11 protein-coding genes are annotated in these 12,928 nt (G+C 47.9%); 7 read left to right on the plus strand and 4 right to left on the minus strand.

All coding sequences use genetic code 11. The features are described from left to right. Positions 1-204: 204 nt before the first annotated feature. The 7 genes from RIG61_04720 to RIG61_04750 all read left to right on the plus strand — a co-directional run bounded on the left by RIG61_04720 (position 205) and on the right by RIG61_04750 (position 9,763). On the plus strand, positions 205-1,101 hold the full coding sequence (locus RIG61_04720; protein ID MEQ9618457.1) for an alpha/beta hydrolase: 897 nt from the start codon (positions 205-207) through the stop codon (positions 1,099-1,101). Between the two features lie 417 nt (positions 1,102-1,518). After that, the gene (locus RIG61_04725; GenBank protein MEQ9618458.1) at positions 1,519-2,841 is read left to right on the plus strand and encodes an LssY C-terminal domain-containing protein; all 1,323 of its coding nucleotides are present in this window, start codon (positions 1,519-1,521) and stop codon (positions 2,839-2,841) included. Between the two features lies 1 nt (position 2,842). Then, on the plus strand, positions 2,843-4,252 hold the full coding sequence (locus RIG61_04730; GenBank protein ID MEQ9618459.1) for an LssY C-terminal domain-containing protein: 1,410 nt from the start codon (positions 2,843-2,845) through the stop codon (positions 4,250-4,252). A 370-nt stretch (positions 4,253-4,622) separates the two neighbouring features. After that, positions 4,623-5,204 carry a GNAT family N-acetyltransferase gene (locus RIG61_04735; GenBank protein MEQ9618460.1) on the plus strand — a complete coding sequence of 194 codons (582 nt, stop codon included), beginning with the start codon at positions 4,623-4,625 and terminating at the stop codon, positions 5,202-5,204. A 101-nt stretch (positions 5,205-5,305) separates the two neighbouring features. Next, a complete protein-coding gene (locus tag RIG61_04740; protein MEQ9618461.1) occupies positions 5,306-7,222 on the plus strand; it encodes a PAS domain S-box protein in 1,917 nt (638 codons plus the stop codon). Continuing rightward, positions 7,219-8,574, plus strand: a complete 1,356-nt coding sequence (locus tag RIG61_04745; protein MEQ9618462.1) for a sigma-54 dependent transcriptional regulator — start codon at positions 7,219-7,221, stop codon at positions 8,572-8,574. The genes RIG61_04740 and RIG61_04745 overlap by 4 nt, the downstream gene beginning before the upstream one ends. Positions 8,575-8,902: 328 nt before the next feature. Continuing rightward, on the plus strand, positions 8,903-9,763 hold the full coding sequence (locus RIG61_04750) for a hypothetical protein (protein ID MEQ9618463.1): 861 nt from the start codon (positions 8,903-8,905) through the stop codon (positions 9,761-9,763). 338 nt (positions 9,764-10,101) lie between these two features. Here the strand turns inward: RIG61_04750 and RIG61_04755 are convergent, their stop codons facing one another. The 4 genes from RIG61_04755 to RIG61_04770 are packed head-to-tail and all read right to left on the minus strand — an operon-like array spanning position 10,102 to position 12,926. Beyond that, a complete protein-coding gene (locus RIG61_04755) occupies positions 10,102-10,818 on the minus strand; it encodes a sulfite exporter TauE/SafE family protein (protein MEQ9618464.1) in 717 nt (238 codons plus the stop codon). Beyond that, the gene (ccoG, locus tag RIG61_04760; GenBank protein MEQ9618465.1) at positions 10,796-12,220 is read right to left on the minus strand and encodes a cytochrome c oxidase accessory protein CcoG; all 1,425 of its coding nucleotides are present in this window, start codon (positions 12,218-12,220) and stop codon (positions 10,796-10,798) included. Before ccoG ends, RIG61_04755 begins: the two co-directional genes overlap by 23 nt. Continuing rightward, positions 12,217-12,786 carry a cbb3-type cytochrome c oxidase N-terminal domain-containing protein gene (locus RIG61_04765; protein MEQ9618466.1) on the minus strand — a complete coding sequence of 190 codons (570 nt, stop codon included), beginning with the start codon at positions 12,784-12,786 and terminating at the stop codon, positions 12,217-12,219. Before RIG61_04765 ends, ccoG begins: the two co-directional genes overlap by 4 nt. Further along, positions 12,783-12,926, minus strand: coding sequence for a CcoQ/FixQ family Cbb3-type cytochrome c oxidase assembly chaperone (locus RIG61_04770; protein MEQ9618467.1), 144 nt, complete (start codon positions 12,924-12,926; stop codon positions 12,783-12,785). Before RIG61_04770 ends, RIG61_04765 begins: the two co-directional genes overlap by 4 nt. Between the last annotated feature and the right edge of the window lie 2 nt (positions 12,927-12,928).

Raw genomic sequence — 12,928 nt, forward strand, 5'->3', positions numbered from 1 at the left:
TGTCAACAGATTTAAAACTGTGGAAGCAGTGATATAGTGATGAAAAAGAAGGCGCTTTATCGGGTTTTCTGCCCGATACTTCTGGCGCTATTTCTGAAACAGCTGCGAATTTATTAACGGCCTGTATTTATTATGCTTTAACTACCGCTGTAAAATCCGATGTATAATTGATTTTAGAGATGCTTTATGCGAGTGTGGCTCCGTATGCCCGACGAATCGATAAATAGATTGTTACAAACTCTTAGAGAGAATACCCCTGCCGCAGGTAAGCCTATAGAGCAGCTGCGTGCGGATTTCGAAAGATTCTATTTGGGGTTTCAAACCGGGCAAAATCCGCGAATAAAGGAATTCACGATAAACGATATACCTTCATTCTGGATCGAAGCCCCCGGTGCGGATGAAAAGCGGGTCATCCTCTTCTTTCACGGCGGCGGGTTTACAATCGGCTCCACCAGGGATCACGCTGACCTTTGCAGGCGATTGTCGGCTGCCTCCGAGGCCAGGGTGCTGAGTATAGACTATCGGCTGGCCCCTGAACATATTTTTCCCGCTGCTCTCGAAGACTGCGTTGCCTCTTACAACTGGCTCTTGAACGAAGGGTTCGAAGGATCACGGATTATACCGGTCGGTATTTCCGCCGGAGGGACACTCGTTCTATCCACCCTTCTTTCTCTCAGGGACGGCGGGATGGATTTACCCGCTGCCGCCTGCTGTATGTCTCCCGCGGTCGACATGTTGTTTCAGGGCGATTCCGTAACCGGCAATATGGGAAAAGACTGGATCACCGCTGACAGACTGAATTCGGTAAGGAATGCCTATCTTGGCGGGCGGGACCCGAAAGAGCCGCTCGTTTCCCCGCTTTACGCTGACCTGAGAGGGTTGCCGCCAATATTGATTCAGATCGGAAACCATGAGCTGCTCCTCGATGATAACCTTAAATTCGCGCTGCAGGCGAGGAGACAGGGAGTCGATCTTACTTTTGAAATATGGAGCGGTATGATCCATTGCTGGCAGATTTTCGCGAGCGAGTTAAAAGACGGGCGTGATGCGATTGACAGCATTGGCAAATACATAAAGAGAAAATTCAGCAATCTGTCGTGAAGCATAATTAATGAAGATGCCGAGTTCTATTTAATTCACTTGGTCATTAAAAAAGAATCCCTCCCGGCGAGGCTTTCCGTCAATCAGGGAATAGTAAGCACCGGCATGTGTTTTATCGTGAGGCGGATTATTCAGGCGTGTCGGCGAAAGCAAAGGGAGTTGTGAACTCGCGCTCTAGGGGTCCCGGGTTATATTCGTCAGTGAAACTTATACGGGCAATGCAGTTTCATTGAAAGCCGCGGTCTGGTTTTGGCGGGAAACCGGGATACAGAACAAAGGGATCCGGCCACGCACATAAGACCGGATTTCAGGCTTGATTTCTCCAGCAAATCTTTCTTTGGTCCGTTGATTAAATTATAATTAAGCGCTGTATTATTATGTTCGGACGATATAATTCCGGATTATAAATTACGTACAATGTGCAAATTTCTATCCGTCTTTCTTATACTTGCCCTATTCTCATGCGGGGCGAATTATACTCCCCGCGCGCCTGAAGAAGTTCCTTTCCTCAAAAGGGCGCAGACCCAAAGCAGGGGAGGGCTCACTGTAACCGCCGCCGTTTTGAGTCGGGAGGAGAGTGAGGAGGTCTTCGGTGTCGACCTTGCGGCCAAAGGTATACAGCCCGTGTGGCTTGAAATAGAGAACAACACTGATGCGCCGTTCGCGTTTATGCCCATCGCGCTCGACCTGGATTATTTCTCCCCGAACGAGGTTTCCTGGCTTAACCATTTCAAATTCAACCGGTCGTTAAATAGAAAAATGGACGAGCATTTCTCTGAACACAGCATAGAGGTCGAGTACATAATCCCGGGCGAAAAAGATAAGGGTTTTGTATATTCAAACCTGGATCCGGGCATAAAATACGTAAACGTAACACTGTATCAGCTTGACCGCATAGAGAGGTTCGTGTTCTTATTCGAAGTCCCGGGCATACAGCCCGACTATCAAAACGTCGATTTTGAAGAGCTTTACTCAAACGATGAGATAGTAAATATTGAAAACGAAAACGACCTCAGGGCGGTATTGGAGAATATTCCCTGCTGTACTGTAGATAAGAAGGGGGAGGGTGAAGGGCACCCGGTTAACATCATTCTTATCGGTGATCCCGATGATACGTTCTCTGGAATAATACGCCGCGGGTGGGACGTTACCGAGGCCGATACCGATTCATTCGATATAGATCTCAGGAAAATGTTCTCGACCGCGCGTTACAGGACATTCCCTATGACTAGCCTCCATATGTACGGGCGAAGACAGGACATTAGCCTTCAGAAATCACGACACGCGGGACATACGCCCTACCGCCAGCGGAACCAGATGCGCCTCTGGCTGACCCCGTTCAGGTACAGGGGAGATAGTGTCTGGATCGGTTCTGTGAGCAGGGACATAGGCTCCGATTTAAGGGTGAGGAAGTACTGGTTCGCGGCGCAGGAGATAGACCCCGATATCGACGAAACTAGGGATTATGTAGTAGAGGACCTCGTACTGTCTCAGCAAGTACACAAGCTTGGTTATGTGAAAGGCACAGGAGCTGCAAACTCCGAGAATCCCCGTACAGACCTTTTCGGCCACCCCTGGTGGTCAGACGGATACCGGGCCGTATTTCTATTCGGTAAGGATTCTATCACCCTGGGCGACATGGAATTTTTTCCCTGGGAAGATATTCATTCAGTTCCTTCCCTGGAGCTTGAATTCGGCAATCGGAATGAAAGAAATGACGACAGGGGGTTAGGGAATTAAGATGACCGCTGTTCGCGGAGACACTCAGGTATTGAGGCTGTTCTTTATATTCTTGATCGGCTGTCTGCCTTTAATGAAAGTCGGTTGCGCCTCCTATTGCGCCACACAGAGCGAGGTGGAGAACGCTATGTTCAGCACGCCTCCGGCAAAGGGGTGTCGGGTCTATTCTCCCTCTCCCGACCCGTTGAGGGAAGTCCCTTTTCTCATGCGCAGCGAGACCCAGACCGAGGACGGCATAACCGTGACGGCGGCAGTGCTTAGTGACCCGGAGAGTCGGGAGGTTTTCGGCGTCAACCTTGCAAAGAAAGGAATCCAGCCGGTATGGATCAGAATCGAAAACGATACCGGGGCTCCCGTCACTCTTGTACATGTGGGAATAGACCCCGCTTATTTCTCCCCGAACGAAGCTGCTAACAGGAACTATATTTTTGCGAGTCCCGTTAACGATGAAATCAACGAATACTTCAACGAGCACGGAATCGGAAGAATGATCCCGGCTGGCGGGGAATTATCGGGTTTCTTTTACACAAACTGGGACCCGGGCGTGAAATACCTGAACGTTAGCGTGTTCGGAGAGGACAGGGAGGAAAACTTCCTCTTCTATTTAGAGATACCCGGGATAACGATAGACTTTCAGCGGGTGGATTGGGATTCCATTTACGGAGAGGAGGAGTTCGTGGACTACCAGAACGAAGACGACCTCCGCCGCGCGCTTGAGAGCGTGCCCTGCTGTTCGACGAGAAAAGACGGCACGGGAAAGAACGATCCGCTAAACTTTTTCGTCATTGGGGAGAGCGATCAAATATTGTCCGCTTTCATCCGGCGCGGATGGGATGTGACTGAGCCCATTACAGCGGGATCCGGGTGGAGGGCGTTCAAAGCCTTTTTCTCCGGGGCGAGATACCGTACTTCTCCAATGAGTAGCATATATGTATACAAAAGAGCTCAGGACGTAGGCTTTCAGAAAGCAAGATCCACAATACATGAGAGGAATCATCTCCGGCTATGGCTTATGCCCGTAAGATACAAGGGCATGGATGTCTGGATCGGGTCTGTGAGCCGTGACATCGGCTCATACCTGACTATCAGGACCCCATGGTTAACTGCGCACGCAATCGATCCGGATATTGATGAGGCAAGGGTGTACGTCGAGCAGGATCTTCTCTTCTCGGGGGCGGTCAGAAAATTCGGGTATGTTAAAGGGATAAAGCCCGCCACCCCGGAAAACCCCCACCGGAATTTTATGAAGCAGCCCTACTGGACCGACGGGTACAGGGCTGTGTTTATTATCCAGGAGGATCCCACGCACCTGAGTGAGCTCGAATTCTTCGACTGGGAATGGGCGGGTGAGAATTCTCGGGAAATGATCGAATACATTAAAAACCGAAACAATAAAAAGACAGAAAACTGAACATCTGGTTGAATCTCTTTCCCGGAAAAATGATACAGACCGCAAACTGAAGTTACACGGGAGGATGAATAAGCCGTGACATTGCAACAAAAAATCTTTACCGTTCGCCTGCTTCTGCCCGCAGGGCTTATGTCTGATGTCCGAATTTAAGACAATTGTCGTCGAGAGCTGCGCGACCGGTGCGGGCTGATTACCGGCGCAAGCTGAATTTTTGAAATACGGTGAATGCATGAACCTGCTGCTCTAATGGCTGTATGATTTCACTGCATATTGTTTTACACGCGTGGCGGTATTGAATTTCCTCTTACGGGGTAAAGAACTCGCCCTCCTGACTCAGTTGGTATGCTGCTTGCAAGTTATTTCATGATAAATGACCGGATACCCAAAAGAGCTTGTCCTGAAGGATAAAACCAGGGTTATCACCAGACCTGTAAGTAAGAATGATCTGGAGTTTCTGGTGAAATTTTTCTCGACGATTCCGAAGACGGACCTCCTCATATACAAGGACGATGTAACTAAATGGGAGGGCCTTCAGGATTGGTTTATCAGCTCGAACTACAAAAAGGTGCTGGAACTCGTATGTACAAATAACGAGGATATTATCGCGAAAGGTACATTGCATACCGAGGGGATTTACTGGCCTCACGCCGCTGAGGTAAAGTTAATGGTTCATCCGAGTTACAGGGGAAAGGGATTGGGCTCACAATTATTCAATTTGCTTCTCTACGAGGGTTTGAAGCACCGTTTCCAAAAAATTATAGTCAGATATGTTCCCGACAACCTTAGTTTTACCCGTATTCTGGATCATTACGGGTTTAATCCTGAAACCGTGCTCAACTGTTATGTTGTAGATGAGATTACAAAGGAGAAGAAAGATCTTGTAATTGCGTCCTATGACCTTCAGAACTGGGAGAGGAGATTCGAGTTCTATACTTTCATCTACACGAAGTAAAAGATATGCGATTCAACTAAATTGTAAGCAAAGTTATAAAGTGATATTCTGATAATTAATCTGAAAGAATTCAGGACGGTTACACTCGCCAAGGACTTGTTATGAAGAAAAGAATTACCAAAAAAGATGAGCCTCCGGGCGCGATTGAGTCCCACCGGACGGCTGGGGACCCCGAAACAGAATTCCTTGAGAATCAATACAGCTTTATTGTTGAGTCCGTTCCGAGCGGCATAGTAATGACCGATAATAAGGGGAAGATTATTTTCGTTAATTCACTCGTAAACAGGATGTTCGGATATGAGGAAAGCGAGCTGGTCGGCAGAAACATTGATGAGCTCGTACCGGACAGATATAAGAAGGGGCATGCCGCGCATAGGAAATCGTTCTTGTCGGCGCCCGAGACAAGACCTATGGGCAAAGGGAGGGATCTTTTCGCCAGAAGAAAGAACGGAAGCGAATTTCCTGTGGAGATAGGCCTTAATCCTGTGAAAACCGAGAGAGGATTGGTGGTCGTGAGCACAATAGTGGATATCACTGACCGAAGAGCCGCTGAAATAAAATTGAAGGAGGAGCAGGACAGGACGCAAAGGTACCTTGACGTGGCGGAGGTTATTTTTCTGGGGCTTGACGGCAAGGGTATTGTAACGCTCATAAACAGGAAGGGCGCAGAGATTCTCGAGTGCTCCGAGGAAAAAATATTAGGAAAGAGCTGGTTTGATAAATTCATCCCTCGCGAGGAACGTAACGAAGTATTAGAGGTTCATAGGAGAGTGATGAGGGGAGAATCCATAAACATTGCGTTTCATGAAAACAAGATAATCTCCGAATCGGGGAAGAAAATCGACGTGCTGTGGCACAACACCGCAATAGAGGGTGAAAATGGCAGAGTTATCGGTACTTTGAGCTCCGGGGTCGATATTACGGACCGGAAATATACCGAAAGGCGGCTTCAGGAAAGGGAAGAGAGATTGCGCAGTATCATGGATAATACTACCGACGCGATTCTGGTATTTGACAACGACGGCCTTATTGAAACGATAAACAAAGCGGCTCTGAAGCTATTTGCCATTAATGACGAAGATGAAATCAAAAATATCCATGAGATAATTACACCCGAGCACAGGGACAGCTTTGCAGAGAGGCTTGAGAGGTCCAGAAACGGGGCCGCGATTTCGGACTATGAAACGGAGATGATCAAGAAAGACGGCTCCAGGATTCCCGTGAGTATCAGTCTTGTTTACATGGATCTGGATCGAGGCAAGTATATCGAGACAATAAGAGATATTTCTGCCAGGATTTCTATGCGCAAAAAGATCATAGAGCTCGAGAAATCTCAAATAATCGGGAAGATGGCGGAAGGTTTCGCTCACCATATGGGTACTCCTCTCGCTTCGATGCTTCTCAGGGTTCAGATGCTGAAAGAAGACATACCGTCTCTCCCGGAATGTGAGAGTGTCGGGGAAAAACTGGACTCTATAGAGAGGCAGATTTTGTATGGTCAGAAGGTGATTCAAAGGCTTTTGAGGTTTGTCAGCCAGCCGGGCAGTGAGAAAAGCTCGGAAAAAGTCTCTTCGTTGCTCGGTGAGTCGATCGATATGGTGAGACCCCTTCTCAAAAAAAAGATGATAGAGGTCGAGCTTGATGTTGAAGAGGGCTTGAGCATTTATGTGGACTCAAATCTGATAAATCTTGTCTTTACCGATATTATCATAAACGCTGTGGACGCTATGCCTGACGGGGGAGTCCTTACGGTTGCAGCAGCGAACGATTATGATAACGGGTTAGCGAATATCAGAATCAATGATACGGGTAAAGGTATTTCGAAAGAGACGATTTCCTTTGTTTTCGAGCCTTTTTTTACAACCAAGCCTGCGGGAAAGGGGACAGGGCTCGGACTTACAGTTGCCAAAAGGATTGTAAATGATCACGGAGGGGAAGTGAGTATAAGAAGCATGGAGGGGAAGGGTACGACGGTTATAATAAAACTTCCTTTATCCGCGGAGGGATATTCGTCTTGAGCACTGAAAAATTCAGGGTACTTGTAGTAGACGATGACAAGGAATTTGTCGAAGCGGTCAAGGAGCTTCTCAATCGTAATAATTACGATGTAATTACCGCCTATTCCGGGGCGGACGCGCTTGAAAAAGCCCGGGAAGTACCGGATATAAAGCTGGCGCTTCTCGATCTGGTAATGCCTCTTATGGACGGCTTTGCACTGCTTGAAAAGCTCAGAGACTTGATCCCGGAGTTAACCGTTATAATCGTTACGGGTCAGGGTACGGTTCAGGCGGCTGTCGATGCGATAAAACGCGGCGCTGCGGATTTCATTACCAAGCCTTTTGATAAAGATGTACTTTTGAAAAAACTGGATGTTGTCAGAAAGGCTCAGGAGCTTGAGAGCAGAGTGGGGACATTGAAGGAGCTCCTATCGGAAAAGTACGGATTCGATAACATCATAAGCAGCTCGAAGGTGATGAAAACCGTTTTTGAAAAGGCCTCGGCCGCAGCCCATAGCAACGCGCCTGTATTTATTGTGGGGGAGACGGGAACGGGGAAAGAATTATTAGCCAAGGCCATACATCTAAGAGGCGGGAGAGCCGCACATCCTTTTGTGGGGGTGAATTGCGGTGCTATACCGAAAGAGCTCCTTGAGTCGGAACTTTTCGGTTACCGGAAAGGGGCTTTTACCGGAGCGGTAAGGGATCACGAAGGGCTTTTCATTGCCGCCGATAAAGGAACGATATTTCTCGATGAGATAGGTGAAATGCCCAAAGACCTTCAGGTGAGGATGTTGAGGGTGCTTGAAGAATACAAAGTCAGGCCCATAGGACATACGAAGGAGATAGCGCTTGATGTGAGGGTTGTAGCGGCGAGCAATCATACAATAGATGAGCTGAAGAATAAATATTTGAGGGAGGATCTTTTTTTCAGGCTTGCCGTAATAGTCATCGAGCTGCCGCCGCTCCGGGAAAGGAAAGGTGATATACCCTTGTTAATCGATCACTTTATCGGAAGGTTTAATAACAAGTATTCAAAGAGAATAAGGGGGCTCTCGGAGGGAGCTTTCAGTTCACTCTATAATTATCATTTCCCGGGGAACATAAGGGAGCTCGAGAATTTGATTGAAGGCATAATAGCTGTCACGTCCCTGAGCAAGAACACTATTACCGAAAAGGACCTGAAGGCGCATCTCCTCTGGCAGCAGTCCAAAACCCCGGAGCACCAGCTCCTCTCACTGGATAGGCTCGAAAAATTCGCGCTTGAGCAGGCCCTTCGGGAATCCAGGGGGAACAAGTCAAAGGCTGCGGAGCTCCTGGGCATATCAAGAGATACTCTTTACAGAAAACTAAAGCTCTATAAAGTCGATTGATTTCAATGAAATACTTTTTCTGATTTTAAATCTTTCTCTTCTTTCCAAACCCCATAATGAATCCGATGTTAGAATTAGGCACTCTTTTGCCGGGCGTTCCCCCTTTTAAATTCTTCCTTTGCTAATTCTTAATTTACTCATTGCTGGCATAAGCAACTATTTATTCAATTAGATTGTTAGCATTTGCATGCTATTTTGTATCATTAACGTGCATCTGACGATTTAAAATATTATAACCTTCTGTTATTGCATAACTTTCTGATGGCACCCGCTTTGCCTTTACTCTTCGCAAGGTGTTAGAAAATACAAGCAGAGGAGGTATTGAGAGATGGTTAAAAGGACTGTTTTATTTTCATTCTTGATTGCCGTGCTAGGTTTTTGTATTTGCGGTGTGTATGCATATGATGCATCCGCACAGGGGCAGGAAAACATGAAGGCGGAAATACAACAGCTCAAGCAGATGATGGGTCAGATGCAGGGCAGAATGGGGGAGATGCAGAGCAGAATAGATGAGCTTGAGCAAAAGAACATCATGCTCGAGCAGCAAGCTCAGGAGAGAGCAGAGGCAGCGGTTATAGTTGAAGAAACGTCCGTGACCGAAAAGACCGCAGATGAGCCTTTCGGTGGTGAGTTTGCCGTTACGATAGGCGCTCAGACAGGTCCTTTTAAGACAGGCACGGGTTTTTATTTGTCAGCCGAGCTTGGAGTTCCTTTATATAAAAACCTGGGGCCGGGAAAATTACTCGGTATTATGAGCTTCGGATGGGCAAGAACGGATGATGACATAACATTCGAGCCCACCGTCAACGCGATCGCGCCCGGCACACTTCCTACCCAGACAAGTGTAAATCTGGATACGGCAACAATTCTTCTGGGGCTAAAGTATAAACTTGAGGCTCACAGGATAGTTCAGCCTTTTGTTTTGGGAGGGCCGAGCATGAATCTGTTCTTCAATGAGAGCGACCCGGGAAGCCAAGTGGGAGGCATTGCTCCTCAGCCCAATATACTCCAGAAAAGAGGATTTCCGTCAGGTCAGGGAAATGCCGAGCTGGGAATTACACTTGGCGGAGGCGTTGATTTTAATGTCACACACAAGATATTTGTAGGGGCGCAGGGGTTATTTAACTGGGTCGACAGAGACAACGGTGCTTTCGGAACCTATGGCGGAAGGTTAGGATTCAGGTTTTAGTTGACGCTTTGGGATATAAAGAGAGGGGTTAGCTTCCGGCTATCCCCTCTATCCTCGGAAACATTTTTAAAGGCTCGGAACTGAGTGTTTCATTGAAAAAATAAGACATTATATCTCGGTTTAGGACTCGGCTCTAATTACGTTCCTTTAAAAGATCAAACGCGTGAAGGAATAGCGGGGGACTGAGCAGCGGATTTCATTTAGCATTCCCATGAAAACTTCTTATGACCATACAGGTTATACCTGGAGGAAATGAGAAATCAGCAGCTAACTGGTAAACAATATTCTTTGAGGCAGAAGAGCTCAGGATGAATCATTAAAACACACTATGTGTGTGCCTATCTGGTCTGATGTGTATGATGAGCGTGTTTATCGCTCGTTGAAGGGATGAAGTGAATGGAGAAATTAACCAGCCCCACAAGAATTAAGATTATCCCCGCTACAACTGTCAGTCTCCTCGGCGCTCTCCGCATGCCCTTCTTGTATATAAAAGGGAATGCGGATAAGGCGGGTACTGTTCCGAGCCAGAATATGAAGAGTACCGCCGCTCCGTAGAGCGGGCTTTTTGTCGCTACCGACCCTATTACGAATATGTAGACCCAGCCGCAGGGGATGAATCCGTTTACAATTCCGAGTGTAAGGGACGCCGTTGGCTTGCTCTGCGTTAAGGACCATTTTGCCGGGAGCCGGAGGAGTGAAGAGATGAACTTCGCCGGTATCAACTCAAGCGGCTTTCCCGTAATAAGCTTATAGCCTGTATAGATAAGGAATGCCGATATTATTATTGCAGAAAATGTAGCTACAACGGGGTAGTTATTTGAGAGAAAAGCTTCCCCCAGGAGTCCCGCAAGTGCGCCGAGCGCCAGGTAGCTAAACAGCCGCCCTAGGTGATAGAGGCTCAGGTAGCCGAAATTATTGTTCACCGTAACGGCTATGGGCCCGCACATCGTAACACAGTGCGAGCTCCCGAGCAGGCTCGCTATAAAAACACCCAGCGGCACCGATAAAAAGGACCACTGCGCTATTAAATCATTAAATAAACCTGGGTCCGACAAGTTTTACGTCCTCGCCCGTTTTAATTGTATTGTCCTTAGGGTCAATGAAATTGAGTCTTATTGACCGTGTCCCCTGACTGCCCGTAACATCTTGAGGAAACTTTACGAAAAAGTGGACAGTAGCGTCCTTTCCCGCCTCAAGATTAATTATCTCGTTCTGCGAAACGATCTCGACGTTTTTTTTCTTCCATTCCTGAGGCAGCGTCATCTTGAGGCTTACATTGTCAAAAGTCTGATTTTTCATGTGCATTTTAAAGTGGTTTATTATTTGCTCGCCCTGCTCGTTTTTAATCACCTGAAAGGGAGAATCCTTGCCTCTTAGAACGGTGATGATTATATCCTCACGCTTCGATACGGAAAAAACGAGAGCCGCCATTACGGCGGCGAGCAGCACGGTATATATCGCTACTCTCGGTCTGAACCATTTCGTGGTCAATCTCTCGAGGCTGTTTCCCGTTGCGTATCTGATCAACCCCTTCGGCTTGTCGATCTTTTCCATTACCTCATCACAGGCGTCTATACAGGCGGTGCAGCCTATGCACTCGAGCTGAAGGCCGTTTCTTATGTCAATCCCCGTGGGACATACCGACACGCACTTATAACAATTTATACAGTCGCCCTCGGCCTCACCGTGCCCGGTTTTCCCCCTCCGGGGCTCGCCCCTGACCGGGTCGTATGAAACCGTAAGCGAATCGTCGTCCATGAGCACCGACTGGAACCTGCCGTACGGGCACATTATGATGCAGAACTGCTCCCTGAACCAGCCGAAGTCGAACAGAAAAACCGCTGTCAGAAAGGCCATTATGACAAAGATGGTCCAGTTCTGCTGCGGGTTGTGCCGGGTCATTTCCACAAGCCTGTCGGCGCCTACAAAATAGGCGAGAAAGCTGTGAGCGATAATCAGGCTCACTATAAGAAAGAGGGACCAGAGCACAGAGAGTTTAAAGAATTTTTTTATTCCCCAGGGCGCCCTTGCGAGGTTACGCTGCTGGATGTGGCTCCCGATAATCCAGTACTCAAGCCTTCTGAATATACCGTCTATAAAAACAGTCTGAGGGCACGCCCATCCGCACCATACCCTTCCCCACACGGCGGTTATGAACGCAAGCCCTATTGTCAGAAACGCCAGTATAAAAAATATGAGAGGGGCGTCATGCGCGAAAAAAGTGAGACCGAATATAGAAAATTTTCTTTCTCCGATATTGAGGAGCAGGGCTTGATGTCCCCCGATTTTGATCCACGGAAGAAGGAGGAAAAAGATAACCAGAAAAATCTCGGTTACCGTTCTTGCTTGTCTCCAGAAACCCTTTACCCGCTCAGGGAATATAAAAACACGCTTGCCGGTCTCGTCCATTGTAGCCGGGCGTTCATCAGGCAGTTGTCTCTGATCCAGTACTTTCATTTGCGCTCTATCTTCTCTCCCTGAGGAGCTTTCGCCCCGGGGGGATCGGTCCCCTGCAAACCATGTACGTAAACCGCGGTGCTCTCTATTACGTCCGCGGGTATGACGCCTTTCCACGGAGGCATACCCTTGTCGGGCACACCCTCGTTCACGACGGTAAGTATGGACGATATAGATCCGTCTCCGTGTATCCAGTACTCATCCGTCAGGTTAGGCCCGATAAGTCCCTGCCCCTTATCCCCGTGGCAGGGCATGCATTTGGCCATGAATTCCGCCTTCCCCTGCTCGGTAACTTCCCGGTTTGTAACCAGAGCGACCAGGTCCTCTTCGGTTTTTTCCCGGGCGGACCCGAGGGCCTCCTGCTGCTCCTCCCTTATAACACTCATCTCGCTCGCCAGCTCCTCGTCCAGCGTCGGTCCCCCCATAAACTGATAATAGACGAAATAGATAACCGCGAAAATTATGGTTATATAAAAGGTCGCAAGCCACCAGCCGGGGAGGGGATTATTAAGCTCTCTTATCCCGTCGTACTCATGATCTTTAATTAATTCGTCTTTTTCGGTCATTGATTTTCCTCCTTTTTTGGCTCACCCTCATCTTCGAGGGGTAGCATCTCCATTTCATGAATCTCCTCTTTCGGTCTCTTGAGAGCCCATATCACAAGAACGACAAATGCCGTTAAAAAGATAATCAGGGCTATTATCACTA

It is taken from the genome of Deltaproteobacteria bacterium, assembly GCA_040223695.1.
Taxonomy (GTDB): Bacteria; Desulfobacterota_D; UBA1144; order Nemesobacterales; family UBA2774; genus JAVKFU01.

Coding starts and splice junctions, on each gene's coding strand:
- RIG61_04725 (MEQ9618458.1), top strand. CDS start 1,519: ATGTGCAAATTTCTATCCGTCTTTCTTATACTTGCCCTATTCTCATGC.
- RIG61_04750 (MEQ9618463.1), top strand. CDS start 8,903: ATGGTTAAAAGGACTGTTTTATTTTCATTCTTGATTGCCGTGCTAGGT.
- ccoG (MEQ9618465.1), bottom strand. CDS start 12,220: ATGAAAGTACTGGATCAGAGACAACTGCCTGATGAACGCCCGGCTACA.
- RIG61_04735 (MEQ9618460.1), top strand. CDS start 4,623: ATGACCGGATACCCAAAAGAGCTTGTCCTGAAGGATAAAACCAGGGTT.
- RIG61_04740 (MEQ9618461.1), top strand. CDS start 5,306: ATGAAGAAAAGAATTACCAAAAAAGATGAGCCTCCGGGCGCGATTGAG.
- RIG61_04730 (MEQ9618459.1), top strand. CDS start 2,843: ATGACCGCTGTTCGCGGAGACACTCAGGTATTGAGGCTGTTCTTTATA.
- RIG61_04765 (MEQ9618466.1), bottom strand. CDS start 12,786: ATGACCGAAAAAGACGAATTAATTAAAGATCATGAGTACGACGGGATA.
- RIG61_04720 (MEQ9618457.1), top strand. CDS start 205: ATGCCCGACGAATCGATAAATAGATTGTTACAAACTCTTAGAGAGAAT.